This is a genomic window from Caulobacter sp. P4_E5 (assembly GCF_056401555.1).
On sequence record NZ_JBFUJD010000037.1, the window covers coordinates 22395 to 45645 of the forward strand.

Annotated in this window: 30 protein-coding genes; 12 read left to right on the top strand and 18 right to left on the bottom strand. The window is 67.6% G+C overall.

Features of this window, described 5'->3' with window-relative positions; genetic code table 11:
* Nucleotides 1–24: 24 nt before the first annotated feature.
* Nucleotides 25–1878, bottom strand: coding sequence for an ABC transporter transmembrane domain-containing protein (locus AC1DSO_RS13090; protein WP_477069230.1), 1854 nt, complete (start codon nt 1876–1878; stop codon nt 25–27).
* Between the two features lie 125 nt (nt 1879–2003).
* On the opposite strand from AC1DSO_RS13090, the gene rpmE reads away from it, so the two are divergent.
* The gene (gene rpmE / locus AC1DSO_RS13095; protein ID WP_047403625.1) at nt 2004–2228 is read left to right on the top strand and encodes a 50S ribosomal protein L31; all 225 of its coding nucleotides are present in this window, start codon (nt 2004–2006) and stop codon (nt 2226–2228) included.
* A gap of 79 nt (nt 2229–2307) precedes the next feature.
* Here rpmE and AC1DSO_RS13100 read toward each other — a convergent pair whose 3' ends face one another.
* The gene (locus tag AC1DSO_RS13100; protein ID WP_477069231.1) at nt 2308–2721 is read right to left on the bottom strand and encodes a hypothetical protein; all 414 of its coding nucleotides are present in this window, start codon (nt 2719–2721) and stop codon (nt 2308–2310) included.
* A 213-nt stretch (nt 2722–2934) separates the two neighbouring features.
* On the bottom strand, nt 2935–3423 hold the full coding sequence (locus AC1DSO_RS13105) for a YcgN family cysteine cluster protein (protein WP_477069232.1): 489 nt from the start codon (nt 3421–3423) through the stop codon (nt 2935–2937).
* A 54-nt stretch (nt 3424–3477) separates the two neighbouring features.
* Between AC1DSO_RS13105 and pbpC the strand changes: the two genes are divergently transcribed.
* The gene (pbpC, locus tag AC1DSO_RS13110) at nt 3478–5733 is read left to right on the top strand and encodes a multimodular transpeptidase-transglycosylase PbpC (RefSeq protein ID WP_477069233.1); all 2256 of its coding nucleotides are present in this window, start codon (nt 3478–3480) and stop codon (nt 5731–5733) included.
* Nucleotides 5734–5736: 3 nt separating this feature from the next.
* Here pbpC and AC1DSO_RS13115 read toward each other — a convergent pair whose 3' ends face one another.
* The 4 genes from AC1DSO_RS13115 to AC1DSO_RS13130 form a co-directional block, all read right to left on the bottom strand.
* On the bottom strand, nt 5737–6042 hold the full coding sequence (locus AC1DSO_RS13115; protein ID WP_477069257.1) for a type II toxin-antitoxin system RelE/ParE family toxin: 306 nt from the start codon (nt 6040–6042) through the stop codon (nt 5737–5739).
* A gap of 19 nt (nt 6043–6061) precedes the next feature.
* Nucleotides 6062–6256, bottom strand: a complete 195-nt coding sequence (locus AC1DSO_RS13120) for a hypothetical protein (protein ID WP_477069234.1) — start codon at nt 6254–6256, stop codon at nt 6062–6064.
* A 63-nt stretch (nt 6257–6319) separates the two neighbouring features.
* Nucleotides 6320–8653, bottom strand: coding sequence for a GH92 family glycosyl hydrolase (locus AC1DSO_RS13125; protein ID WP_477069235.1), 2334 nt, complete (start codon nt 8651–8653; stop codon nt 6320–6322).
* Nucleotides 8654–8849: 196 nt separating this feature from the next.
* Nucleotides 8850–9557: an aspartate/glutamate racemase family protein gene (locus AC1DSO_RS13130; RefSeq protein ID WP_477069236.1), complete on the bottom strand. Its 708-nt coding sequence runs from the start codon at nt 9555–9557 to the stop codon at nt 8850–8852.
* A 57-nt stretch (nt 9558–9614) separates the two neighbouring features.
* Between AC1DSO_RS13130 and AC1DSO_RS13135 the strand changes: the two genes are divergently transcribed.
* Nucleotides 9615–10001 carry a RidA family protein gene (locus AC1DSO_RS13135; RefSeq protein WP_477069237.1) on the top strand — a complete coding sequence of 129 codons (387 nt, stop codon included), beginning with the start codon at nt 9615–9617 and terminating at the stop codon, nt 9999–10001.
* Here the strand turns inward: AC1DSO_RS13135 and AC1DSO_RS13140 are convergent.
* The gene (locus AC1DSO_RS13140; protein WP_477069238.1) at nt 9998–10723 is read right to left on the bottom strand and encodes an ABC transporter permease; all 726 of its coding nucleotides are present in this window, start codon (nt 10721–10723) and stop codon (nt 9998–10000) included. The genes AC1DSO_RS13135 and AC1DSO_RS13140 overlap by 4 nt on opposite strands.
* Nucleotides 10723–11670 carry an ABC transporter ATP-binding protein gene (locus AC1DSO_RS13145; protein WP_477069239.1) on the bottom strand — a complete coding sequence of 316 codons (948 nt, stop codon included), beginning with the start codon at nt 11668–11670 and terminating at the stop codon, nt 10723–10725. Before AC1DSO_RS13145 ends, AC1DSO_RS13140 begins: the two co-directional genes overlap by 1 nt.
* 92 nt (nt 11671–11762) lie before the next feature.
* Here AC1DSO_RS13145 and AC1DSO_RS13150 point away from each other — a divergent pair, with 92 nt between their 5' ends.
* From AC1DSO_RS13150 to AC1DSO_RS13160, 3 genes are all read left to right on the top strand, one after another.
* Nucleotides 11763–12266, top strand: coding sequence for a DUF2975 domain-containing protein (locus AC1DSO_RS13150; RefSeq protein WP_477069240.1), 504 nt, complete (start codon nt 11763–11765; stop codon nt 12264–12266).
* Nucleotides 12266–12505 carry a helix-turn-helix domain-containing protein gene (locus AC1DSO_RS13155; protein ID WP_477069241.1) on the top strand — a complete coding sequence of 80 codons (240 nt, stop codon included), beginning with the start codon at nt 12266–12268 and terminating at the stop codon, nt 12503–12505. The genes AC1DSO_RS13150 and AC1DSO_RS13155 overlap by 1 nt, the downstream gene beginning before the upstream one ends.
* Before the next feature lie 361 nt (nt 12506–12866).
* A complete protein-coding gene (locus AC1DSO_RS13160; protein WP_477069242.1) occupies nt 12867–13115 on the top strand; it encodes a hypothetical protein in 249 nt (82 codons plus the stop codon).
* Nucleotides 13116–13151: 36 nt separating this feature from the next.
* Here the strand turns inward: AC1DSO_RS13160 and AC1DSO_RS13165 are convergent, their stop codons facing one another.
* On the bottom strand, nt 13152–14237 hold the full coding sequence (locus AC1DSO_RS13165; RefSeq protein ID WP_477069243.1) for a 5-(carboxyamino)imidazole ribonucleotide synthase: 1086 nt from the start codon (nt 14235–14237) through the stop codon (nt 13152–13154).
* A gap of 3 nt (nt 14238–14240) precedes the next feature.
* On the bottom strand, nt 14241–14732 hold the full coding sequence (gene purE / locus AC1DSO_RS13170; RefSeq protein WP_477069244.1) for a 5-(carboxyamino)imidazole ribonucleotide mutase: 492 nt from the start codon (nt 14730–14732) through the stop codon (nt 14241–14243).
* A gap of 204 nt (nt 14733–14936) precedes the next feature.
* Here purE and AC1DSO_RS13175 point away from each other — a divergent pair, with 204 nt between their 5' ends.
* A complete protein-coding gene (locus tag AC1DSO_RS13175; RefSeq protein WP_477069245.1) occupies nt 14937–15650 on the top strand; it encodes a GGDEF domain-containing protein in 714 nt (237 codons plus the stop codon).
* Nucleotides 15651–15841: 191 nt separating this feature from the next.
* The gene (locus tag AC1DSO_RS13180; protein ID WP_477069246.1) at nt 15842–16198 is read left to right on the top strand and encodes a response regulator; all 357 of its coding nucleotides are present in this window, start codon (nt 15842–15844) and stop codon (nt 16196–16198) included.
* Nucleotides 16199–16213: 15 nt separating this feature from the next.
* Here the strand turns inward: AC1DSO_RS13180 and AC1DSO_RS13185 are convergent, their stop codons facing one another.
* The 3 genes from AC1DSO_RS13185 to AC1DSO_RS13195 all read right to left on the bottom strand — a co-directional run bounded on the left by AC1DSO_RS13185 (nt 16214) and on the right by AC1DSO_RS13195 (nt 17687).
* Nucleotides 16214–16435: a YdcH family protein gene (locus tag AC1DSO_RS13185; RefSeq protein WP_477069247.1), complete on the bottom strand. Its 222-nt coding sequence runs from the start codon at nt 16433–16435 to the stop codon at nt 16214–16216.
* A 155-nt stretch (nt 16436–16590) separates the two neighbouring features.
* Nucleotides 16591–17052, bottom strand: coding sequence for a TIGR02444 family protein (locus AC1DSO_RS13190; protein WP_477069248.1), 462 nt, complete (start codon nt 17050–17052; stop codon nt 16591–16593).
* A 5-nt stretch (nt 17053–17057) separates the two neighbouring features.
* Entirely contained in the window at nt 17058–17687 is a 630-nt protein-coding gene (locus AC1DSO_RS13195) for a UbiX family flavin prenyltransferase (protein WP_477069249.1), read from the bottom strand.
* A 129-nt stretch (nt 17688–17816) separates the two neighbouring features.
* Between AC1DSO_RS13195 and AC1DSO_RS13200 the strand changes: the two genes are divergently transcribed.
* The gene (locus tag AC1DSO_RS13200) at nt 17817–17990 is read left to right on the top strand and encodes a YdcH family protein (RefSeq protein WP_047403605.1); all 174 of its coding nucleotides are present in this window, start codon (nt 17817–17819) and stop codon (nt 17988–17990) included.
* Between the two features lie 180 nt (nt 17991–18170).
* Here the strand turns inward: AC1DSO_RS13200 and AC1DSO_RS13205 are convergent, their stop codons facing one another.
* The 3 genes from AC1DSO_RS13205 to AC1DSO_RS13215 form a co-directional block, all read right to left on the bottom strand.
* Nucleotides 18171–18881 carry a DUF1013 domain-containing protein gene (locus AC1DSO_RS13205; RefSeq protein WP_477069250.1) on the bottom strand — a complete coding sequence of 237 codons (711 nt, stop codon included), beginning with the start codon at nt 18879–18881 and terminating at the stop codon, nt 18171–18173.
* 114 nt (nt 18882–18995) lie between these two features.
* Nucleotides 18996–19721, bottom strand: coding sequence for a DUF72 domain-containing protein (locus AC1DSO_RS13210; protein ID WP_477069251.1), 726 nt, complete (start codon nt 19719–19721; stop codon nt 18996–18998).
* A 149-nt stretch (nt 19722–19870) separates the two neighbouring features.
* Nucleotides 19871–20845 carry an NAD(P)H-quinone oxidoreductase gene (locus AC1DSO_RS13215; RefSeq protein ID WP_477069252.1) on the bottom strand — a complete coding sequence of 325 codons (975 nt, stop codon included), beginning with the start codon at nt 20843–20845 and terminating at the stop codon, nt 19871–19873.
* Between the two features lie 75 nt (nt 20846–20920).
* On the opposite strand from AC1DSO_RS13215, the gene AC1DSO_RS13220 reads away from it, so the two are divergent.
* Nucleotides 20921–21127 carry a DUF1192 domain-containing protein gene (locus AC1DSO_RS13220; protein WP_477069253.1) on the top strand — a complete coding sequence of 69 codons (207 nt, stop codon included), beginning with the start codon at nt 20921–20923 and terminating at the stop codon, nt 21125–21127.
* Nucleotides 21128–21311: 184 nt separating this feature from the next.
* Nucleotides 21312–21821: a protease adaptor protein RcdA gene (rcdA, locus tag AC1DSO_RS13225; protein WP_047403598.1), complete on the top strand. Its 510-nt coding sequence runs from the start codon at nt 21312–21314 to the stop codon at nt 21819–21821.
* Between the two features lie 13 nt (nt 21822–21834).
* Here the strand turns inward: rcdA and AC1DSO_RS13230 are convergent, their stop codons facing one another.
* Nucleotides 21835–22512: a COQ9 family protein gene (locus AC1DSO_RS13230; RefSeq protein WP_477069254.1), complete on the bottom strand. Its 678-nt coding sequence runs from the start codon at nt 22510–22512 to the stop codon at nt 21835–21837.
* A gap of 182 nt (nt 22513–22694) precedes the next feature.
* On the opposite strand from AC1DSO_RS13230, the gene rpsU reads away from it, so the two are divergent.
* Nucleotides 22695–22928: a 30S ribosomal protein S21 gene (gene rpsU / locus AC1DSO_RS13235; RefSeq protein ID WP_082009052.1), complete on the top strand. Its 234-nt coding sequence runs from the start codon at nt 22695–22697 to the stop codon at nt 22926–22928.
* Nucleotides 22929–23251: the final 323 nt, after the last annotated feature.

A 23251-nucleotide genomic window follows, 5' to 3' on the forward strand; every position in this document is an offset into this window, starting at 1 on the left:
CGCGGGAGAAGGGTCGCCGCCCCTCTACGCCGCTTCGACCCCGAACTGCAGGCTGGCCAGGCGCGCGTAAAGCCCGCCCTTGGCGAACAGTTCGGCGTGCGTGCCCTGCTCGACGACGCGGCCGTTCTCCATCACCACGATCCGGTCGGCCTTCAGCACCGTGGCCAGGCGGTGGGCGATGACCAGGGTGGTGCGGCCTTCCATGGCGGCGGTCAGGGCCTGCTGCACCAGGCGCTCGCTCTCGGCGTCGAGGGCGCTGGTGGCCTCGTCCAGCAGCAGGATCGGGGCTTGGCGAACCAGGGCGCGGGCGATCGCCAGGCGCTGGCGCTGACCGCCCGACAGGGTCTTGGCGCGCTCACCGACAGGAGTGTCGAAGCCTTGGGGTAGGGCGGACAGGAAGCCGGACGCCTGGGCGGCCTCGGCGGCGGCGCGCAACTCGGCGTCGGTGGCGTCCTCGCGGCCGAAGCGGATGTTGTCCAGGGCCGAGCCGGAGAACAGCGGCGAGTCCTGGGCCACCAGGGCCATGCGAGCCCGCACCTCTTCGGGCTCGGCGTCGCGCAGATCAACGCCGTCCAGGCGGATGGCGCCGCTCTGCGGGTCATAGAAGCGCAGGAGAAGCCGCAGGACGGTGCTCTTGCCCGCGCCCGAGGGACCGACCAGGGCGACCGTCTCGCCGGGCTTCACGGCCAGGTCGAAGCCGTTCAGGGCCGGCAGGTCCGGGCGGCCAGGATAGGCGAAGATCACGTTCTCGAAAGCGATCGCGCCGCGGGCCGGAACCGGCAGGGCCGTGGGCGCCGGCGGGGCGGCGATGTCGGGCTTGGCGTTCAGCAGGTCGGCGATGCGGTCCATGGCCCCGGAGGCCTTCTGGACGTCGCCCCAGACCTCGCCCAGGGCCCCGATCGAGCCGGCCGACATCACCGCCAGCATGGCGAACTGGGCCAGGGTGCCGCCGGTCATCTCGCCCGACAGCACCAGGCGCGCGCCGGTCCACAGCAACAGCGTGATGCCGCCGAAGGCCAGGGTGATGACCATGGCCGTCATGCTAGCCCGGGCGGTGATCCGGCGCACCGAGGCCCGGTAGGCGGTGTCCACCGCCTCGCCGAAACGCCCGGTCGAGGCGGCCTCGCGCCCGAAAGCCTGCACGGTCTCCAGCGCGTCCAGGCTCTCGCCGGCATAGCCGACCGCGTCGGCGAACTTGTCCTGGGCGGTGGCCGACAGCTTGCGCACCCGGCGGCCCAGGAAGAACATCGGGGCCAGGATCACCGGCACCATCAGGGCGATGAACCCGGCCAGCTTGGGCGAGACCACCGCCATGTAGCCGAGGCCGCCGACCAGGCTCAGGATATTGCGCAGGGCGATCGAGGCCGAGGCGCCGACCAACTGCTCGATCAGGACGACGTCGGTGGTCAGGCGCGACAGCACCTCGCCCGTACGGGTCTTCAGGAAATAGGCCTGGTCCAGGCCCAGGGTGTGGCCATAGAGCGCCCGGCGCAGGTCGGCGACCACGCGCTCGCCCAGGCGGCTGATGAAAAAGAATCGACAGGCCGTCGCGATGGCCAGCACCAGGGCGACCGCGCCGAGGCCGACGAAGGCATTGTTGATCTGCGCCTCGCCGCCCTTGGCGAATCCGTGGTCGATCACCGCCTTGAAGGCGGCGGTCAGGCCCAGGGTCGCGCCGGTCGAGAACAGCAGGAAGAAGCCCGCCGCCAGGCCGTCGCCCTTGTGGGCGCTGACAAAAGGCAGCAGATGGGCCAGGGGACGGATGTCCTTGCGGCGCTCGCGGCGGGCTCCGGCCTCGGCCATGCTCTGGACCAGTTCGGCCCCCGCGCCGGGTCGGCCGTCGGCCTTTTGCTCGCCGCCGTTCACGTCGGTCATCAACAGTCCCTTGCCAAAATCGCGCGGGTTCTTTATAGCCGCGCGTCTTCGAGGGCCACCCCGCACGTACGCGGGCGGCCCTCACTCACCATTTTCAGTCGCCGCCGTAGTCGGTCCGGATCGCCGCCATGAAACAAGACATTCACCCCGACTATCACTTCATCACCGTCACCATGACCGACGGCTCGAGCTATCAAACGCGCTCGACCTACGGCAAGGAAGGCGCGACGCTGGCGCTGGACATCGATCCGCGCACCCACCCGGCGTGGACGGGCGGCAACGCCCACCTGATGGACCGCGGCGGCCGCGTCTCGCGCTTCAACGCCAAGTTCGCCGGTTTCACGAAGAAATAAGAAGCCTCGCGCTTCTCGCCGTAAGGGCGACGAAAAGCCGGTTCCGCGATCGCGGGCCGGCTTTTTCTGTGTCTAGAGGTCAGGCGAAAGCCCAAGTTGGGTCCGGGTCGTCGGAAGCCTTGGCCGGACGGCGGATCCGCCGGCCCCGCGCGGCGCGCGGCCGGGCTGCGAACCGGCGCTGAATGGTCCTGGCGGCATGGGCCTTGAACCCCCGCCAGCCGGGCGCCAGCCGGGTGACGATCAGGGTCGCCGCGAATAGCTCGACCCAGCCGGCGATGTCGAAGGCCAGCACCCAGACCAGGTCGGCGATCATCAGCTCGGCGGCGAAGATGGCGAAGCCCAGCACGATCGCGGCGGCCAGCGCCCTTTGCCAGGTCATCGTGTCGAGCCAGCGCGCCGACGCCTCGACCAGCATGCGCCAGAGTCTGCCGCCCGGGTTTCGGGCGAYGACCAAGGCCAAGAGCCCGATCAGGGCAGCAAGCAGCAGCGACATGCGAGCGGTGTCCGGTGGAAGCTGTACCGGAGATGGGGAGGTTGGCCGCGCCCGCAAGCGCCCCCTCCGTCACGATGCGTATCCGCATCGCGCCACCTCCCCCGTACGCTTCGCTACGGGTGAGGAGGAAGCGGCCTCACCCTCCTGCCCCGTGTAACGGGGGAGGTGGATCGGCGCCGATAGGCGACGAGACGGAGGGGGCGTCCTAGCCCGTCAGTCCTCCTCCGGCTCGTACAGGTCGTCCCCGCGGTCGCGCATCAGGTCGGTCGCGACGAAGTCCATGGCGTCCTCGGCGTCGACGAAGCTGAGTTCCGACACCGTCTGATCACGCACCGACACGCCGGCCTTGTGCGTGCTCTCCGGATCGCCGGTGATCAGCGGGTGCCAGAGCGGCAGGTCCTTGCCCTCATGGATCCGGCGATAGGCGCACGAGGGCGGCATCCACTCCAGGTCCTCGATGTTGTGCGGCGTCAGCTTGATGCAGTCCGGCACCGTCTTGCGGCGGTTCGGATAGTCCTTGCATCGGCACAGATGCTCGTCGAACAGCTGGCAATGCACCCGCGTGGGGATGATTTCGCCGGTGTCTTCGTCTTCGAAGCGAACTAGGCAGCAGAGACCGCAGCCGTCGCATAGGCTCTCCCACTCGGGGACGGTCATCTCGGAGAGCGTCTTCGTCTCCCAGAAAGGTTTGCGTGGCGTCATGTCGCCGTCCTAAACCCGATTTACCCGGCGACCAAATAGAGCCTGACGCAAACCGTGAACGACTGGACGCTGCCACCCTACAAGTTCGACGACAAGGAGCCGCGCAAACCCGCGTCGGCGCCGAGCGCTGGCGCGTCGCCGCCGACGCCGCCGCACGATCCCGCCGTTCACGATCCCCCCTCTCATGATCCATGGGCTCCGGAGCCGCCGCTGCAGGACCCGTTCCGCCTCTCGCCCCCGGCCGCGGCCGCGCCGCCGCCTGCATCCCCTCCCCCGCCCGAGGAGCCGTTCCGCGCCGACCTCAAGCATCACGCCGCCAAGAAGAAGGCGCGCAAGTGGGGCTGGATCTGGGGCGTGGTGCTGGTCGCGCTGCTGGCCGGGGTGCTGGCCGTCGGCGGCGGGGCCGGCTACGTCTGGTTCAAATATCTGAAGGACGCCCCACAGCTGCCCTCGCGCGAGGCGCTGTTCGCGGTCAACCGCGCGCCTGGCATCCGCTTCGAGGACCGCAACGGCCAGGTGATCGCCACGCGCGGCCCGCGCTATGGCCAGCGCATCACCCTGGGCGGCGTGCCCAACTATGTCCCCCTGGCCTTCCTGGCCGCCGAGGACCGGCGCTTCTACAAGCATGGCCCCATCGACGCCCAGGGCATTGTCCGGGCCGCCTGGGTCAACTGGCGCGGCGGACGCACCAAGCAGGGCGCCTCGACCCTGACCCAGCAACTGGCCAAGGGCCTGTTCCTGACGCCCGACCGCGTGGTCAAGCGCAAGCTGCAAGAGATGCTGCTGGCCTGGAAGCTGGAGCAGGTGCTGAGCAAGGACGAGATCCTCGAGCTCTATCTGAACCGCATCTATTTCGGGGCTGGCACCTACGGGGTCGACGGCGCCTCCCAGACCTATTTCGGCAAGCCCGCCAGCCAGCTGACCCTGTCGGAGTCGGCCCYGCTGGCCAGCTTGCCCAAGGCCCCCTCACGCCTGGCCTTGACCAACGACATGGAGCGCGCCCTGGCCCGCTCGCGCCTGATCCTGGCCAATATGCGCAAGGAAGGCTGGATCACGCCCGAGCAGGAGAGCCGCGCGCTGGACGACACCCCGCGCCTGTCGCCTTTGGCCCTGCAGGACGAGGGCGACTACGGCTGGGTGCTGGACTACGCCACCACCGAGGCCGTGAAGATCGCCGGCCAGAACGCACCGGACCTGATCGTGCGCCTGACCATCGATCCGGTGCTTCAGCACGAGGGCGCCGAGGTCGTGCGCCAGACCATGGCCACCGAGACCACCCGCTCGGGCGCCAGCCAGGCGGCCCTGCTGTCGCTGTCGGCCGACGGGGCCATCCGGGCCATGGTCGGCGGCACGAGCTACAGCGAGAGCCCGTTCAACCGCGCCGTCCAGGCCAAGCGCCAGCCCGGCTCGACGTTCAAGCCGTTCATCTACGCCGCCGCCGTCGAGAAGGGCGTGCTGCCGACCGACATCCGGGTCGACGAACCCGTGAAGTTCGGCAACTGGGCGCCGGAAAACTACAGCGGCGGCTATCGCGGGCCGATGACCGTCGAGCAGGCCCTGATCACCTCGACCAACACCGTGGCGGTGAAGCTGGGCAAGGAAGCCGGCGGAGCCGCGATCGGCGACCTGGTCCGCCGCTTCGGCATCACCAGCCTGCCGCCCGCGCCGGACCTGTCGGTGGCCCTGGGCTCGTACGAGGTGAACCTGCTGCAGCTGACCTCGGGGTTCCAGGTCTTCCAGCAGGGCGGCGTGCGGCTGGAGCCCCATGTGATCGAGTCGATCACCACCCAGGGCGGCCAGCCCGTCTTCGCCCACCAGCCGCCGGCCGCCGAGCGCCGCGTCTACGACATCGGCCACGCCAGCATCATGGTGAAGATGATGGAGAAGGTGGTCTCGCAGGGCACGGCCAAGCGCGCCGCCTTCGGACGTCCGACCGCGGGCAAGACCGGCACCAGCCAGAACTGGCGCGACGCCTGGTTCGTCGGCTTCACTCCGGACTACGTGACCGGAGTCTGGGTCGGCAACGACGACGAGAAGCCGATGAACAAGGTGGTCGGCGGCGACATCCCGGCCAGCATCTGGCGCCGCTTCATGCTGACCGCCCACCAGACCCTGGCGGTGCGCGACTTCGACTGGCTGCTGCCCGACCCGGCGCCCCAGACCACGCCCGATCCGCGCAACGGCTATTACGAGACCCTGTCGGCCGAGTTCGCGCGGGCGGCGTCCGAGCTGGAGAGCGCGGCGCAGGCGGAGCCTCCGCCAACGGCGCCGGTTCCTGGACAGCCGGCGCAGGAGAATTTGCCTTATTAGGGATCACCCCAAGAAGGTCGTGTAGTCCTGGTAAGGACTCTTCWCGAACAGCACATTCACGACGCCCGACGTGGTGGAATCCGGCGGATCCGGAATGACCTCGTAGTGGATTTCGTATCCACCCGAGGTGCTGCATTTGCGACGCCCGTTCGGGAAGAAAATCGGATGCCGCAATGGGGCGTCACTCAGACCTTCAATGCTCGACTTGATGGCGTCGAGTTTCCTGAGCGCCTGTGATCCCGCGCCCGGCTGGGACAACCATCTGGTGACGCCCCGCAAATCGGCTCGTGCGCCTGCGGATAGCCTCACCCGCCAGGCCAAGGCTTAGTCAGGCTTCGTCAGAGGGGATTGTAAGGCTATCCAGAAAGGCCTTCAGTTCATCGCCCTCGATATAGTCACCCGCAGCGATCTGGGCTCGTCCCAGCTCGGCCCGTTGCTCGTCAGACATGAGCTCGCGTGGCGTGGCGTGCGACGAGCGACTCGGCGGCATCACGAAATTGGCGGCATTCGTCAGGCGGGTCATAGGAACTCCTGATGAGAACATAACGCCAACTTCGGTGACTTGTCACTAGTCTACCGTTCGCCCCTACCGATACGCCGTCATCGACGCCGGCCGATCTTGCGCCCTTGTCGCCCAGGTCTTGTTCGGCGTCGCGCTCATCGTGAACACCAGCTCGCCGCCGGCCATGATCTCGTCGTGCTTCAGGAAGGCCCGGATCAGCGGCTTGCCGTTCAGGGTCACTTTCGCCACGTAGGGCCGCGCGTCCGCCATGCCCTCGGCCCGGACCGTGAAGCGCTTGCCGTTGGACAGGTTTAGCGCCGCCCGGTCCACGAACGGCCGGCCGATCGCGTATTCGTTCGAGGCCGGGGTGACCGGATAGAAGCCCAGGCTGGTGAACATCAGCCAGGCTGACATCTGGCCCAGGTCGTCATTGCCCGACAGACCGTCGGACGTGGGCTTATACTGGCTGTGGATGATCTGGGTCAGGCGGGCCTGGGTCCGCCACGGCGCTCCGGCGTAGTCGTACATATAGGCGACGTGGTGGCTGGGCTCGTTGCCGTGGATGTACTGACCGATCAGGCCGGCGATGTCCTCGGCGTGCGAGTAGTCGATCTTCGAGTTGTCGAAGTCGAACATGGCGTCCAGCTTCTTGACCGTCGCCGCATCGCCGCCCAGCACCTGGACGATCCCGCCCAGGTCCTGCGGCGCGAACCACGAATACTGCCAGGCATTGCCCTCGGTATAGTCCGAACCGTAGTTGATGGCGGTGGGGTTGAAGGGCTCGCGGTAGGTCCCGTCGCTCTTGCGGGCCCGCAGGAAGCCTGTCTTCACGTCGAAGCTGTTGCGCCAATTGCTGGCCCGCTTTTCGAAGGTCGCCGCGACATCGGCCTGGCCCATGTCCTTGGCCATGCGGGCGATGGTCCAGTCGTCGTAGGCGTATTCGACCGTCTTGGACGCCGCCTCCGGCTCCTTGTCGATCGGCGCGTAGCCCAGCTTCATATAGTCGCCGAGCCCGCCATACGGGGCGTAGGTCGCGCTCTTGACCATGGCGTCCAGCGCCGCCTTGCCGTCATAGCCGCGGATGCCCTTCATCCAGRCGTCGGCGATGACCGGCACGGCGTGGTAGCCGATCATCGTCCAGGTCTCCTGGCCGTGGAACTGCCAGACCGGCAGGATGCCGTAGGGGCTCTGGCGCTGCGAGGCGATCAGCGAGTTGACCACGTCGTTGGTGTAGTCGGCCGGCTGCACCAGGGTCAGCAACGGGTGCTCGGCCCGGAAGGTGTCCCACAGCGAGAAGGTCGAGTGGAAGATGAACGGCCGGCCGTCCAGCTTGCCCTCGTGCACCTGGTCGTCGGTCCCGCGATAGCGCCCGTCGGCGTCGGCGAACACGCTGGGGGCCAGCAGGGTGTGGTAGAGCGCCGTGTAGAGGGTTTTCCGCATCGGGGCCGGGGCCTCAATGTCGACGGCCCCCAGGGCCTTCTCCCAGGCGCTCTTGGCGCGGGCCCGCTGGGCGTTGAAGTCGAAGCCGGGCTCGTCGCTGGAGAGGTTGGCGATCGCCCCGTCCTCGCTGACCGACGACAGCGCCACCTTGGCCGTCAGCGGCCCGTCGATCTGGCCGAAGTCGAACACCCCGACCAGGGCCCGGCCCTGGACCTGGGCGCGGTCCTCGGGCGTCCGGCCAGGCTGGGTGAAGCCCTTATAGGGAATATCCGCCTCTCGATTGTGGAAGGCCTGGCCGACCAGCGGCTTGTCGAAGCGGATGGCGAAGAACAGCTTGCGGCCCGGCGCCCAGCCGCGCGTCTCGCGATAGCCGGTGACCGTCCCGTCCGGGGCCACGCGCAGCCGCGACCACAGCACCTTGCCCGGATAGTTGTAGATCGCGCTGCGCAGGTCGATCAGCACCTGGGCCCGCTGACCCTTCTGGAAGGTGTAGCGATGCAGGCCGGTGCGCAGGCCCGCCGTCAGCTCGGCCCGCACCTGGCTGTCGCTGAGGGTGACGGCGTAGTAGCCCGGCTGGGCGACCTCGGTGTCGTGGCTGTAGCGCGAGCGGTAGCCCGAGCCCGGCTTGGCGACCTCGCCCGGCTCCAGCTTGGCCTCGCCCGAGACCGGGGTCAGCAGGATGTCGCCGAGGTCCGAGTGGCCCGCGCCCGAGAAGTGGGTGTGCGAGAAGCCCAGGATGGTCGGGTCGGCGAACCGATAGCCGGCCGCCCGAGCGTAGCTCTGCTTGAACGGCAGGATCTCGGTGTCGGGGCTGAGCTGCACCATGCCGAACGGAAGCACCGCCCCCGGGAAGGTGTGGCCGTCACCGCCCGTGCCGATGAAGGGGTCGACGGCGTCGTAGGCTGACGCGGTCTGGGCCAGGACGGGACTCGCCACCAAGAGGGACAGGCCGGCGAGCAGGGCGAGGCGCAGACGCATGGGAAACTCCGCAACTTAAGCGGAGGGCACCGTAGCAGCGGTCTTTCTGAAGTTCCGAGTTCAAAATGCTCGTCATCCCGGAAGCCTCGCGGAGGCTATCCGGGACCCAGGGGCCAAGCCCAGCGCGGTGGCCCCTGGGTCCCGGCTCTCCGCTTCGCTGCGGCCGGGATGACGAGGGAATTTGAGCGTTGGTGTTTCAGACTCTCCCCAACGCCCGCTCCACCGCCGCCATCGCGTGCAGGGTCGTCGTGTCGAACACCGGCACGCGGCTGTCGGCCTGGCCGATCAGCAGCATGATCTCGGTGCAGCCCAGGATGACCGCCTGGGCCCCACGCGCGACCAGTCGTTCGATCGCCGCCTTGTAGACCTCGCGGGAGGCGTCCAGCACCCGACCGGCGACCAGCTCCTCGTAGATGATCCGATGCACGGCCGCGCGGTCGTCGGCGTCAGGAGTCAAGACCGTCAGGCCGTGTTTGGCCTCCAACCGGCCGCGATAGAAGTCGTGCTCCATGGTGAAGGCCGTGCCCAGCAGGCCCACGGTCGAGAGGCCCGCCGCCTTGATCGCCTCGCCCGTCGGATCGGCGATGTGCAGCAGCGGGATGTGGACCGCCGCCTCGATGGCGTCGACCTCGCGGTGCATGGTGTTGGTGCACAGGACCAGGAACTCGGCCCCGCCAGCCTCAAGGGCCCGCGCCGCGTCGGCCAGACGCCGCGACAGCTCGGGCCAGCGGCCGGCGTGCTGCAGATGCTCGATCTCGGCGAAGTCGAATGACCACATCAGGGTCCGCGCCGAGGCTACGCCGCCCAGGCGGTCACGCACCGCCTCGTTGATCAGCCGATAATATTGGGCCGAGCTTTCCCAGCTCATGCCGCCGATCAATCCGATGAGCGCCTGTTCGGCCATGCCCGTGTCACCTAACCTATGGTCAGCTTCGCCTAACGAACTCGAGGGAGAGACGCCATGGAAACCGTGACCCATAATCCGACCGAGGGCGTCTACACGACCACCGACGACTACGTCCACGCCATCGAGGTGCGCAATCCCCAGCGCCTGCTCTACGTGGCCGGCACCATGGGGCTGGAGGTCAACGGCGAGCCGGGCGCGACCCTGGAGCGCCAGCTGGAGCTGCTGTGGGACAATCTGCGCGCCATCTTGAAGAGCGCCGACATGACGGTGGACAACATCGTGCGCCTGACCAGCTATCTGCGCGACGCCGCCTATGTCGAGGCCAACGGCGCGGCCCGCGTGAAGGCTTTGGGCGACCGCCGCATCCCAACCACCGCCATCATCGTCCAGACCCTGTCCGAGGACTGGCTGGTCGAGCTGGAGATCGTCGCGGCGGCCTAGAGCACCTCGCGCCGGGCCAGGTGGACGATCGCCAGGGTCAACATCACCAGCCCCAGCCCGCCCCCCAGGGTCAGGGCCGTTTCCACGCGCCAAACCTCCTTGGCCATCATGTTGACCGGCATCTGCCAGGGAAAGAACACCCCTTCCTTGGCCGAGGTGGCGACGACCGAGAAGAAGGTCCCGCCGATGCCCACCGCCAGGGCCGGGACGAAGCTGGAAAAGCGCAGGGCTGTCCACAGCTGGATGGCGATCATCAGGGTGGCGGCGGCCACGATCTTGGCGTTGACCAGCAGCAGCTTCGCCACGTCGGGTGTTCCGGTCGGCGCCACGGCGGGCTTGAGAGCGCCCGCGACCGAAACCGAGGCCCAGGTCAGCGCCAGGTTCAGGCCGGTCATGGCGATGACGATTGCGATCACGCACAGGGCCTTGGCGGCGTAAATCCGCCACCGCGGAACCGGCAGGGACCGCAGGTGATCCCAGGCGCGTGGGCCGTGCTCCATGTGCGCGATTAGAGCGGTCAGCGCCGTCACGCTCATCGGCAGCATGAAGAAGGCCCAGGTGGTGGTCGCCCCCTGCAGGAACATGTCCCACGGCCCGGCCCGCTGGCCGCGCAGCACGATGAAGAACGCGAGGAAGGCGATCAGCGACGGCGCGGCCAGGGCCAGGAGGCTCGCCAGCGAGCGGTTCAGCTTGCGGATTTCGACGGACAGGACAGCGAGCATCAGGCGGCCTCGGCTTGGTGTTGATCGGACGGCTGGGCGGGCGCGGCGACGCGGCGGTAGATGTCCTCCAGCGACCGCGCACGCGGGCCGATGGCGAAGACGGAAAGGCCCGCCTGGACCAGGGCCCGATTGAGCGCGGCGACGGCCCGGTCGATGTCRTCGCCGGGGCGCAAGGCCGCCGACAGACCTTTTTCGGTCGTGAAGGCCACGAGGTCGTGGCTGGCCAGCAAGGCGGCGGCGCGGACGTCATCGTCGGTGCGCAGGACGATCTCGGGCGCCAGGTCGGCCTTTAACCGGGCGAGCTCACCCTCCAGCACCAGCTTGCCGTCATTGACGACGCCGACATGGGTGGCGGTCTGCTCGATCTCGCCCAGCAGGTGGCTGGACAGCAGCACCGTGGCGCCGGTTCGCTCGGGCAGGCTTTTCAGGAACCGGCGCATGTCGGCGATGCCGTCGGGGTCGAGGCCGTTGGTCGGCTCGTCCAGCACCAGCACCGGCGGCGCGCCCAGCATGGCGCGGGCCAGGCCCAGCCGCTGGCGCATGCCCAGCGAATAGCCGGCGACCTTGCGGCCGGCGTCGGCCCGCATCTCGACGACCTCCAGCACTCGATCGATCTCGGTCTTGGGCGCGCCCAGCAGGGTCGCGGTCAGAGCCAGGTTCTCGGCGCCGGTCAGGTTGACGTAGAAGCCGTGGGCCTCCAGCAGCGCCCCGATCTTGCGCGCCGCGGCGATCCGGTCGCGGGCGACGTTCAGGCCGCAAACACGGGCCACGCCTTCAGTCGGCCGGATCAGGCCCAGCACCATCTTCAGCGTCGTGGTCTTGCCCGCGCCGTTGCGGCCCAGGAAGCCGTAGACGGCCTGCTTCGGCACGGTCATCGACACGTGGTCGACCGCCAGGCGGCTTCCGAAGCGTCGGGTCAGGCCTTCGGTTTCAATGGCGGCGGGCATGGGGGGCGCTCGTTTCGTTTAAGTTAGATATAAAGTTGCGAAGCGATCGTCTTTAAGTCAAGATTAAAGATGAGACAGGTTTGGAGGCCGCTGTGAGCACCAGGGACGCCGAGAAATTCCGCCGCATGTGCGGCCAGTTCCGCTGGCTGGCCGTGTTCATGGTGGTCAGCGTCGGCCTGCTGCTGGCGTTGATGGCCTGGATCGCGCCGCTTCTGTTGATGGCGCTGCACCGGCCGTCGGCGCCGTCCCCCGCCAGGATACTGGCCGTGACGATCCAGTACGCGCCGGCCGCCTGCTACCTGTTCGGGGTGTGGTCGATCGGCCAGGCGCTGGGCGAGATCGCCAAAGGCCGGCTGATCCAAGCCGCCCTGCCCTCGGCCCTCCGCCGCGTCGGCCTGGCCCTTGGGGTCGGCGGCGTGGCCAGCGTCTTCGTGGTCATCAACCTGATGCGGCTGGTCGGTGCGGACAAGCGCAGCTATCTGAACTTCGACGTGGCCGGCATGACGCTGGGCATGATCGGCGGCGCGCTCTTTCTGCTCGGCCGCGTGATGGACCAGGCGCTGGCGGCCCAGGCCGAACTCGACGAGATGATCTGATGCCTGTCCGCGTCACCCTTGACGCCCTGATCGTCGCCAAGGGCCTGAAGGCCCGCGACCTGGCGGCGGAAGTCGGCCTCAGCGAAACCCAACTGTCGCTGTTCCGCTCGGGCAAGGTGAAGGGCATCCGCTTCCGCACCCTGGCCCGCCTGTGCGCGGCCCTGGGGTGCCGGCCAGGCGACCTGCTGGACTATGCGTTCGACGCCTCGGACCTGACGGCGCCGGACGAGGGGGAGTGAGTAGCCGAACGAGCGCCTTCACAAGTATAGATTTCAATATGTATAGGTAGTCGATTCAATTTTCATCGCCAGGACCGTCCAATTGAACGTCGTCAACTTCGGACTCGTAGAAGGCGGCATTGATTGGCCCGCATGGCTTCAGGCGGGAGGGTCAGTTATAGCCATACTTGTAGCGGTTGCGGTACCTGCATACCAGTCTTGGCTGCAGAGAAGGCGAGATCAGTCAGGCGATAAAGCATACGCTCTTGGAGCAGTTGTCGCGCTAGAACACGCCGAAGCTGCAATTAGCCAAGTCCAAACAGACCTTGGGGGAATGAGGTCAGTTTCCCGAGACCAAGTCGCAATATCACCCAGCCTTCATATGTTGGAAGCCGTCGAAAACGCTCTATCTTCCCTCGCAATAGATCGCGCGCCAAATGCTGAGATTGCTCGTGCACTCATGGGCGCACGCTTCCATATTCGCAAAGTCAGCGGAGGCATTCGCGCCTTCCTCTTATCCGACAACACTATCTGCCGTGCCGCCTATGACCAAGACGAGATCGAAATCGGCAAGGCCGCCAAGTCTCTCCGAATCGAAGCTCGAAAACTGGGTTGTCAACCGATGCAATAGTTGGGGCGGAAGCTCTAACGGACGGCTGGCCGCCCGCTAGTCCTTCAGCGACCGCAGCCGGTTCACGTGGCCCATCTTGCGCCCCGGCCGAGCTTGGCCCTTGCCGTAGAGGTGGACGCGGGTCTCGGGTTCGGCGGCCAGCTTCTTCCAGGCGTCGACGTCGGCGCCCAGCAGGTTGGTCATCTCGACGTGGGCGTGGGGCTGGGTCGGACCCAACGGCCAGCCGGCCACGGCGCGGATGTGCTGCTCGAACTGGTCGACCTCGCAGCCGTCCTGGGTCCAGTGGCCGGTATTGTGGACGCGCGGGGCGAACTCGTTGACCAGCAGCTTGCCGCCAGCCAGTTCGAACAGCTCCACCCCGATGACGCCAACATAGTCCAGGGCGGTCAGGATCTTGATGGCGATGGTCTCGGCCTGGTCACGGGTGGCCGGCGTGACCTTGGCGGGCGCGGAGGTGCGCTTGAGCACGCCGCCCTCGTGATGGTTCTCCGACAGCGGATAGCAGGCGATCTCGCCGTCGCGGCCGCGCGCGGCGATTACCGACAGCTCCCGGCCGAAATCGGCGGGGGCCTCCAGGATCGCCGACTGGCGGCCGATCTTGTCGAACGAGGCCTTGGCGTCGGCGGCCTTCTGGATCCAGGCCTGGCCCTTGCCGTCATAGCCCTCGCGACGGGTCTTCAGCAGCGACGGGGCGCCGATCTTGGCCAGAGCCTCGGCCAAGCTGTCGCCGTCATCCACGGCGGCGAAGGCCACGGTCGGCACGCCGATCTCGGCCAGGAAGCTCTTTTCGACCACCCGGTCCTGGGCCGCGGCCAGGGCCTTGGCGCCGGGCGAGACGATCGCGCCGAGCGAGGCGAGTTCGGAAACCGTGTCGGCCGGGACGTTCTCGAACTCGTAGGTGACGACGTCGCACGCCTCGGCCAGGCGCTTCAGGGCCCAGCGGTCGTCATAGGAGGCGACGATCTGACGGGCGGCGACGCGGCCGGCCGGCGAATTTTCCTCGGGATCCAGGATCACCACGTCGAAGCCCAGCCGCGCGGCGGCCAGGGCCAGCATCCGGCCCAATTGTCCCCCGCCGAGGACGCCGATGGTCGAGCCGGGAACCAGGGGGAACGAAGCCATGTCTTAGTCCTCGACGCTCTCGGCGACGCTCTCGGTCTGGGCGGCGCGGAAAGCCGCCAGACGCTGGGCCAGGGCCGGGTCAGACAGGGCCAGGATCTGGGCGGCCAGCAGGCCCGCATTCTTGGCGCCGGCCTCGCCGATCGCCAAGGTCGCCACGGGGATGCCGCCCGGCATCTGCACGATCGACAGCAGGCTATCCAGGCCGCTCAGCGCCTTGGACTGCACCGGCACGCCCAGCACCGGCAAGTTGGTCATCGAGGCGGCCATGCCCGGCAGGTGAGCCGCGCCGCCGGCCCCGGCAATGATCACCTTGAACCCGGCGCCTTGCGCGCCCGTGGCGAAGTCGAACAGGCGCTGGGGCGTGCGGTGGGCCGAAATCACCTTGGCCTCGTAGGCGACGCCCAAGGCGTCCAGCGCGTCGGCCGCGCCCTTCATGGTCGGCCAGTCCGAACGGCTGCCCATGATGATGGCGACAGGCGGCGTGGTCGAAGGCATCGGCGTCGTCTCTTTCGGCGGCGGCGGATGAAAGTCGCCCCGTATGCGCGTCCGGGCCCCAGGCGCAAGCCCAAAACGACACAGATCGCCCATAAGGCGAGCGTGCGACCACCGGTCCCTGCGACTTATCGGCGCCCCGGATTGCGTCGAACACCGTTCCCGTTAACCATAGTGGAGCTGTGCCATATCGATTCCAGTAGGCCTATGAAGATCACCGGCGCCCGAACCGACCCTTTCGCCGCCATCCGCAAGCGCGCCCTGGTGCGCGCGGGCGCCCAGGTCGTGGCCCGTGAAACGGCCGCGCCCGACAGCGCCGCGTTCCTGGGCCTCAGCGAAACCGACATGACCCCGAAGGTCGTCGAGGCGCTGCAAACCCTGATGACCGAGATCGACGACCTGCGAAACGAGGTCTCGGTCCTGAAGCTCCGCCTGAACGAGGCCCAGGGCCTGGCCGACATGGACGTGCTGACCCCCGTGCTGAACCGCCGGGCGTTCCTGCGCGAGATGAAGCGGGTCGCCGCCTTCGCCCAGCGCTACGGCTCGCCGGCCAGCGTGGTGTTCTTCGACCTGGACAACTTCAAGAACGTCAACGACCGCTTCGGCCACGCCGCCGGCGACGAGGCCTTGAAGGCCGTGGCCAAGCGCTTGCTGGGCAATGTCCGCGAGAGCGACGTGGTCGGCCGCATGGGCGGCGACGAGTTCGCCGTGCTGCTGGCCCAGGCCGACCGGGAAACCGCCCTGGTCAAGGCCCAGAGCCTGGCCGACGCCGTGCGCTCGACGCCGGTCGAGTTCGGCGAATGGTCGGCTCCGCTGCACATCTCGTTCGGCGTGCGCGAGATCGAGCCCGGCGCCGATCCTGAAGCCGCCCTGGCCGAGGCCGACGCGGCCATGTTCCTCCGCAAGCGGAAGACCGCCTGAGCCTCCGCTTCGCGGATAATCCCGTTTTATCAAAGGTGTAGAGCGTGGCCGGACGCGACCGCGTACACTTTCGGCTGCCACGCTCGGCCTAACAACCCGCGGTCATGCGACCTTATCGCACGGCGACTCACACCGGTCCGGTGCGTTAACACGTGTTCATAGTCTGTTAAGCATGACTGGGCGCGGGGCGGATGCAACGTATTCTGATCGCCGAGGATGATCCTGTCCTCTCGATGATCTACGAAATTACTCTGACCGAGGCCGGTTTCGACGTCCTGCTTTGCCAGGACGGCCAGGAAGCCTTCGAAGCGCTCGACAGCTTCGCCCCGGATCTGGTGATCACCGACCACGCGATGCCGCGCATGACGGGCGGCGAGCTGGTCAGCGCTGTGCGCAAGGCGCGTCCGGGCGCGGCCACCCTGATGGCCTCGGCCTGCGATCCTCGCCTGCTGAAACACGACCAGCACGCCGACGCGCGCCTGGAAAAGCCGATCACGCCCGGCCGCCTGCTGCTGACCGTCCGCGACCTGGAAGCGCGCGCGGCCTGATCTTCCCCAAAGACCCTAGGCGATGATGTCGGGCGTCAGCTGGTCTTCTAGCCGGCCCATCTCATCCTTGATGGCCAGCTTCTTCCGCTTCAGGCGGGCGATCTGCAGCATGTCGGGCTGGTAGCGCAGTTCCAGCGCGTGGATCGCGTCGTCGAGATCCTTGTGCTCCTCGCGCAATTCGGCGAGGCGACGTTCGACCGCGATGTCGGTATCTTCCGACGGATCATCGTCGTTCATGGACTTGGTCTCGGATTGGCCCCACCAAAGCCTATCCGAACAGACAGGCTCCGGTCTTGAATTTAGCGCGTGATGGTCGCCGAAACCGGCATTCGCTTTCGGCCATCACGCTCCAGGGGTGATAGATAGTAAAGGCTGACGAGCCGTAAAGGCGTTCAGCCCGACGGCTTTTCGAGGGCCAAGGCCAGCTTTTCCAGCGCGGCGCGCCGCGGCGGATCGCCAGAGGCCACGGCGGCGGCGACCAGGCCGTCCAGCACGGGGATCGGCGCGCCCGAGGGCGTCGAAAGCGCCTCCAGGCTTTCCATCAGCACACGCTCGCCCCGCAACTCCACGGCCTTCACGGCGTCGCGCAGGGCTTCCTTGGCGCTTTCATCGACCGGCGGACGCGGCGGCTTCAGCGCCCGGCGCACGCCGCGCAGGGGCGCGCCGACCTCGACGTCCCACTGGCGCATCATCCGGGCGGCGTCCTTGAGGTTCGCCTCGCGGCCCTCCTCCGCCATCCAGGCCGCCCACAGCAGGAAGGGCACGTTCTGGCCGTGGGCGTCCTGCAGGTGCAGGCACGCCTCCGCGACAGGTTGTCGCGCATAGACCTTCAGAGCCCAATCCCAGATGCGCATCGGCGTTAACCTTCGGCCTTGCCGGTCAGGGTCTGGAGATCCTCGCCCCAGCGCTTCACCGGCCGCCAGGACAGATCGAACAGGTCCAGGGCCCGGCCCACCGACTGGTCAACCATCTCGGCGATCGAGGCGGGCCTGGCGTAGAAGGCCGGCAGCGGCGGGGCGATCACCGCGCCCATCTCGGCCAGCTTGGTCAGGGTGCGCAGATGGCCCAGGTGCAGCGGCGTCTCACGCACCATCAAGACCAGCGTCCGGCGCTCCTTCAGGGTGACGTCGGCGGCGCGGCTGAGCAGGGTGGAGGTCACGCCGGTGGCGATTTCGCTCATCGTGCGCACCGAGCAGGGCGCGATGATCATCCCCAGGGTGCGGAACGAGCCCGAGGCGATCGCGGCCCCGACATCGGCCGCGCGGTGGACCACGTCGGCCTTGGCGTTGACGTCGGCGACCGACAGGTCCGCCTCCTGGGCGAGCGTCAGCGCTGCGGATTTAGACAGCACGAGGTGACTTTCAACGCCCAGCTCGCGCAGCGCGTCCAGCGTCCGCAAGCCATAGACCACGCCCGAGGCGCCGGTGATCCCCACCACCAAACGCGCCCGTTCCTTGGGGCGATCGGCGGTCTTCGAAGCCTCGGTCATGGTGAATTTTCGTCCGTCTTGGGAGCAAACTCGGCCACGTCAAGCGCCGCCGGTTGCAATCATATGTGATCTGACAGCGCCGCGCAGCGGGTGTTCACTTTCCTCTCCAACAGCAAGGAGCCGACAGCCATGGCCATCGAATCCCGTATCCGCGAGCTGGGATCCCGTCATGAGGTCCTCGACCGCAAGATCCAGGAGGAGACCAGTCGACCCGGTAGTGACGGAACGGCGCTCAGGGAGCTTAAGCGGCAAAAGCTACGGCTGAAGGAGGAGATCGAGGGCCTGAGGGCGCGACTTCACTAGCCGCTCGCAATAGCGGCCGAAAAACGAGAGGCCCCGTTCCGAAAGGAGCGGGGCCTCTGCTTTGTAAGCTGTCATCCCGGGCGCAGCGTAGCGAAGACCCGGGACCGCCGGAAACGCGGGCGCTTGCCGCGGTCCCGGCTCGGCGCGCTTCGCGCTTGGCCGGGATGACAGTTTTAAAGGCTAGTCCTCGTCTTCCTCGTCGACATAGGCGCCGGCCTTGCCGAACACGTCCTCGGCCTTGAGGTCGCCGCGCTTGGCGCGGAAGTCTTCTTCTTCCTCGACCTCGGGCTCGAACTGGCCGGCTTCCGAGGCGGGGCGCAGGGTCGGGTCTTCCGGGACGATGCCCTTCTTCAGGTCGTCCTTGGCCTTCTTCTCGGCGGCCTTCTTGACCAGGGCGTCCAGCTCCAGCTGGCCGATCAGGCCCAGGGTCACCGGATCGATCGGCTTGATGTTGGCCGCATTCCAGTGGGTGCGGTTGCGGACCTGCTCGATCGTGGCCTTGGTGGTGCCCAGGATCTTCGAGATCTGGGCGTCGGTCACTTCCGGGTGGTGGCGCAGGAACCAGGCGATGGCGTCCGGACGGTCCTGGCGACGCGACACGGGGGTGTAGCGCGGGGCCTTCTTCTGCGGCTTCAGCAGTTCGGCGTGACGGCTGACCTGGGCCTTCATACGGTAGGCGTCGTTGGCCTGGGCCTTGTCCAGCTCCTCGCGGGTCAGCTGGCCGTTGCCGATCGGATCGGCGCCGCGGATGTCGCGCGCCACTTCACCGTCGGCGATGCCGCGCACTTCCAGCGGGTGCAGGCCACAGAAATCGGCGATCTGTTCGAAGCTCAGCGAGGTGTTGTCCACCAACCAGACGGCGGTCGCCTTGGGCATCAGGATGTCGGACATGCGGTCCTCCAGAAATGACGGCGCCCGGCCTTTCGGCCGGGCGGGATGTTGGTCAACGCTATAATCCCGTTCACGTGAAAAGGGAACGGGGGACGGCGGGGTTCCTGCTCTCTTCTATTCAGCGACCAGAGACTTGAGGATGTCGGCGTCCTGTGGCGCGGCGCTCTTCACGTCATTGTCGAAGTAACCGTAGGTGTCGCGACCGGCTTTCCGCTGCTCGGCGATCCGGCCGGCCCAGGCCTCGAGATCCTTGCGTGGGTAGCGGCCGCGATAATGACCGCCCGGCCCGTGGCCGCGCACATAGGCGAAGTCGGCGGTGACCAGCCACGGCGACGGCGCGTCGTGATGGTCGGAGACGCAGAAGGCTGCGCCGTGGTCGCGCAGGATCGAATAGACGCCCTCGTCGTACCAGCTGTCGTGCCGGAACTCGACCGTCACCCGCCAGCCCTTCGGCAGCCAGGACAGGAACCGCTTCAGTCGCTCGTCGTCGCGATGCAGCATCGGCGGCAGCTGCGCCAGGGCGGGACCCCGGTGTTCGCCGAGCGGCGCCATGCGGCCGAAGACCAGGGCGACGCTGTCCTGGCAGTCCTTCAGCTTCTTGTTGTGGGTGATGTAGCGCGAGACCTTCCAGGCGAAGACGAAGTCCTCGGGCGCCTGCTGGGCCCAGCCCTTGACGGCGTTCTCCGACGGCAGGCGATAGAAGCTGCCATTGACCTCGGTCGTGTCGAACCGGGTGGCGTAATAGGCCAAGCGGTCCTTCAGCTTGACCGTCCCGGGATAGAACGGTCCCCGCCAGTCGTCATAGGTCCATCCCGAACAGCCGATCCGGATCTCGCTCATGCGGAGCGGAACGCGGGCGGCGGGCTGGGGTTCGCAACCCACTCACCTGTCATCCCGGACAAGCGCGCAGCGCGCCGATCCGGGATCGCCACAGGCTCAGCGCTTCCGGCGGTCCCGGCTCTCCGCTGCGCTGCGGCCGGGATGACAGCTTAAATGGTCAGCACCACCTTGCCCACGTGCTCTCCGACCTCGAGGTGCGCGTGGGCCTTGGCGGCTTCCGCCAAGGGGAAGGTCGCGTCGACGATCGGCTTGAGTTTGCCGTCGGCCACCCACGGCCAGACCACGCGCTCGATCTCGGCGGCCAGGCGGGCCTTCTCGTCGGCCGAGCGGGGTCGCAGGGTCGAGCCGGTGATCACCGCCCGCTTCTGCATGATCCGCATGACCGGGACCTCCAGCACCGCTCCGCCCAAGCTGGCGATGTAGACGATGCGGCCGCCGGTGTTGAGCACGTCGAGGTTCTTCTCGAAATAGCTGGCCCCGACCATGTCGAGGATCACGTCGGCCCCGCCGGCGGCCTTGACCACCTCGGCGAAATCCTCGGCCTTGGCGTCGACGGCGATGTCGGCGCCCAGTTGCAGGGCCTTGGCCTTCTTGTCGGGACCACGCCCGGTGGCGATGACCTTGGCCCCGGCCGCCTTGGCCATGGCGATCGCCGTTGTCCCGATACCGGACGTCCCGCCGTGAACCAGCAGCGTCTCGCCAGCCTTCAAGGCCCCGTGCTCGAAGACGTTGGCGAAGACGGTGAAGACGGTCTCGGGCAGGGCCGCGGCGTGGACCAAGTCGAGGCCGGCGGGGATCGGCAGGGCGTGGCGGGCGTCGACCACGGCGTATTCCGCATAGCCGCCGCCGCCCAGCAGGGCGCAAACCTTGTCGCCGACCTTCCAGCGCCCCTCGGCCGTCACGATTTCGCCGGCGACCTCCAGACCCAGGGTCTCCGGCGCGCCCGGCGGCGGCGGGTAGTAGCCCAGGCGCTGCAGCAGGTCGGGACGGTTGACGCCGGCCGCGGCGACCTTGATCAGCACCTGTCCCGGTCCCGGAGCGGGACGGCCCAGCTTGACCGGCTTCAGGGCCTCGGCGGGCCCCTTGCCGCCTTCTATCGTGATCGCGGTCATCGTTTCGGTCATGGGCCGACTTCCTCGTTACGCTTGCCTTGGGGGCTAGGTAGGCGTCAGATATCCGACAGAAAAGGGAGAATGCCTATGTTGGAAGAGCCTGCGGAACCCCGCGCCTTCGGCGGACGTGCATTGAACGAGACGACCCACGAGGACCTCGAAGTCTATGGCGTCGCGGAATTAGAGGAGCGGATCGAGGCCCTGCAGGCCGAAATCGAGCGCACCACGGCCTTCCTGGCCAAGAAGAAAGCAGGCCGCGACGCGGCCAATGCGCTGTTTGGTCGCCTCGACTAAGGGTTCTTTTAAGGTTTCGGTGAGGTTACTGGCGTCTTAAGCGTTCATCCGCTTTCGGACGCATCTTGAGTACGGTCGGTTCGAAGGGGTGGGTCGCAACGGGACGGCGCGCGTGGCACGGGGGTTGCACTCCCCCTCGTCAAGCGAGACGTCCTCGCGGCCTTTCGAGGGGCATTGAGTAGCTATGACCGAAATGAGCGCGTTCACGGACACGCCTTGGCGAGCTGGAGTGATCCAGGACTTCGCGCGATCGGAACTATTCGACCGCACGTTCGAGGAAGGCATGCAGCTGGTCGAGGAGACCGCCGCCTATCTGGACGGGGCCGGCCGTCATGACAGCAAGATCCTCTCGCGCAACGCCGCCCTGGGCTACGCCACCGAGAGCATGCGCCTGACCACCCGCCTGATGCAGGTCGCCTCGTGGCTGCTGGTCCAGCGCGCCGTCCGCGAGGGCGAGATGCCGCCGGAAGCCGCCTGCGCGGAAAGCTACCGCCTGGGCGAGGAAGCCGCGGGCGAGCCGCCGGCCGTCGAGGAACTGCCCTTCGGCCTGACCAACCTGCTGACGCGCTCGGAGCGCCTGTACGAGCGGGTCCGCCACCTGGACCGCCGCATGTACGTGGAATCGCCGAACGAAGAGGCCCCGCGCCCGGTGCAGGCTCAGTTCGACCGCCTGACGGCGGCGTTCGGGGGGTAAGGGCCGAACGCCCCTACTTCCCGTATCGCATCCGCGCCAGGGCCGAGACCACCTCGCCCGCCACGTCCATCGGCTTCAGGCCCGCCTTCCACTTCTCGAAGGCCATGACGTTGTCGATGCGGGCGTCCAGGTGCGACAACGCCGAGGCGCGGCCCGAGGCCATGTCCACGGCCAGGGTCGAGACTAGGACGCCCGACAGGATCGCCCGCTTCGAATAATGGTTCTCGTCGGTCGCCGTGTCGCCGGCCCAGCGCCAGAGCACGTCGGCCGATTCCCAGGTCAGCCGCACGGCCAGGGCCAGGTTGGTCGGAAAGGCCAGGAAGGCGGCCAGGGGGCGCAGCACATCGGCGTGCTCCTGGGCCGCGTCCAGCCGAGCCACGACGCCCTCGCGAATCCGTTGGCGAATCTTCAGCGCCGCGACGTCGAACACCTGAAGGCGAGCCAACGCCGCCGCGTCATGGCGCCGCGACAGCAGGGCGGCCAGGTCGCGCGCGCCTTCGGGCAACAGCAGCTGGCCCTCGGCCGCGGACAGGCCCGCGGCCGCCAGGGCGCGCGAGACGAGTCCGGCGTTCCAGCCGGCTTTCGGCGCCAGGCGCAGGGCTTCGTCCAGCACGCGTTGCTCGGCCGCATCGGCCCATGATAACCTCGGTTGATCCGAAGCTTGGCTGGAGGGTTCGGCGGTTTGGCTCATGAATCCGAGTCTACACCGGTGTTTCAGTCGCGTCGCGCATGGACAAAGCGCCTCGCCCCTGCTATCAGCCCCGCCTCATCGCCTGGGAGAACCCCTTCCAGGTTACCCAGTTTTGTTCGCCCGCCCGGCCCCTCAAGAGGGACTTGGGAACATTGGTCGGGCTGTCGRATGGAGAGATACCCCTGGTCCAGATTTTCGTCCGCGACAACAACGTCGATCAGGCCCTGAAGGCTCTGAAGAAGAAGATGCAACGCGAAGGCTCGTTCCGCGAAATGAAGCGGCACGTGCATTATGAAAAGCCGTCGGAAAAGCGCGCCCGTCAAAAGGCCGAAGCCGTCCGTCGCGCTCGCAAGCTGGCCCGCAAGCGCGCCCAGCGCGAAGGCCTGCTGCCGATGCCGAAGAAGGTCGCCCGGTAAAACCGGACTTCTTCAGCTTCGCCGAAGATTTCGAAGGCCGCGCGGCGATCCGCGCGGCCTTCGTTGCGTTTGTGGGTTTGAGTTACGGCCGGGGCCAGAATTCCCCGCCTTCCCAGAAAGCGAAGATCTCAAAACCCGTGTCATCCCGGAAGCCTCGCAGAGGCTGTCCGGGACCCAGGGGCCAGGCCCAGTGTGGCGGCCCTGGGTCCCTGTGTGTCGAAACTGTGAGAGATTGGTCACGGGCGGGAGATCGTTGGGTCCCAGGTCTTGAGACCGTTAGCCGGCCAGATCCCCGCCCGCTTTAGACCACACCTGAACAGTTG

Coding starts and splice junctions, on each gene's coding strand:
- AC1DSO_RS13120 (WP_477069234.1), bottom strand. CDS start 6,256: ATGACCCGCCTGACGAATGCCGCCAATTTCGTGATGCCGCCGAGTCGC.
- AC1DSO_RS13105 (WP_477069232.1), bottom strand. CDS start 3,423: ATGACGCCACGCAAACCTTTCTGGGAGACGAAGACGCTCTCCGAGATG.
- AC1DSO_RS13165 (WP_477069243.1), bottom strand. CDS start 14,237: ATGGCTTCGTTCCCCCTGGTTCCCGGCTCGACCATCGGCGTCCTCGGC.
- AC1DSO_RS13160 (WP_477069242.1), top strand. CDS start 12,867: ATGTTGGAAGCCGTCGAAAACGCTCTATCTTCCCTCGCAATAGATCGC.
- rpmE (WP_047403625.1), top strand. CDS start 2,004: ATGAAACAAGACATTCACCCCGACTATCACTTCATCACCGTCACCATG.
- AC1DSO_RS13205 (WP_477069250.1), bottom strand. CDS start 18,881: ATGTCCGACATCCTGATGCCCAAGGCGACCGCCGTCTGGTTGGTGGAC.
- AC1DSO_RS13135 (WP_477069237.1), top strand. CDS start 9,615: ATGGAAACCGTGACCCATAATCCGACCGAGGGCGTCTACACGACCACC.
- AC1DSO_RS13130 (WP_477069236.1), bottom strand. CDS start 9,557: ATGGCCGAACAGGCGCTCATCGGATTGATCGGCGGCATGAGCTGGGAA.
- AC1DSO_RS13190 (WP_477069248.1), bottom strand. CDS start 17,052: ATGCGCATCTGGGATTGGGCTCTGAAGGTCTATGCGCGACAACCTGTC.
- AC1DSO_RS13230 (WP_477069254.1), bottom strand. CDS start 22,512: ATGAGCCAAACCGCCGAACCCTCCAGCCAAGCTTCGGATCAACCGAGG.
- AC1DSO_RS13215 (WP_477069252.1), bottom strand. CDS start 20,845: ATGACCGAAACGATGACCGCGATCACGATAGAAGGCGGCAAGGGGCCC.
- purE (WP_477069244.1), bottom strand. CDS start 14,732: ATGCCTTCGACCACGCCGCCTGTCGCCATCATCATGGGCAGCCGTTCG.
- AC1DSO_RS13180 (WP_477069246.1), top strand. CDS start 15,842: ATGCAACGTATTCTGATCGCCGAGGATGATCCTGTCCTCTCGATGATC.
- AC1DSO_RS13140 (WP_477069238.1), bottom strand. CDS start 10,723: ATGCTCGCTGTCCTGTCCGTCGAAATCCGCAAGCTGAACCGCTCGCTG.
- AC1DSO_RS13210 (WP_477069251.1), bottom strand. CDS start 19,721: ATGAGCGAGATCCGGATCGGCTGTTCGGGATGGACCTATGACGACTGG.
- AC1DSO_RS13175 (WP_477069245.1), top strand. CDS start 14,937: ATGAAGATCACCGGCGCCCGAACCGACCCTTTCGCCGCCATCCGCAAG.
- AC1DSO_RS13185 (WP_477069247.1), bottom strand. CDS start 16,435: ATGAACGACGATGATCCGTCGGAAGATACCGACATCGCGGTCGAACGT.
- AC1DSO_RS13195 (WP_477069249.1), bottom strand. CDS start 17,687: ATGACCGAGGCTTCGAAGACCGCCGATCGCCCCAAGGAACGGGCGCGT.
- rcdA (WP_047403598.1), top strand. CDS start 21,312: ATGACCGAAATGAGCGCGTTCACGGACACGCCTTGGCGAGCTGGAGTG.
- AC1DSO_RS13200 (WP_047403605.1), top strand. CDS start 17,817: ATGGCCATCGAATCCCGTATCCGCGAGCTGGGATCCCGTCATGAGGTC.
- AC1DSO_RS13155 (WP_477069241.1), top strand. CDS start 12,266: ATGCCTGTCCGCGTCACCCTTGACGCCCTGATCGTCGCCAAGGGCCTG.
- AC1DSO_RS13220 (WP_477069253.1), top strand. CDS start 20,921: ATGTTGGAAGAGCCTGCGGAACCCCGCGCCTTCGGCGGACGTGCATTG.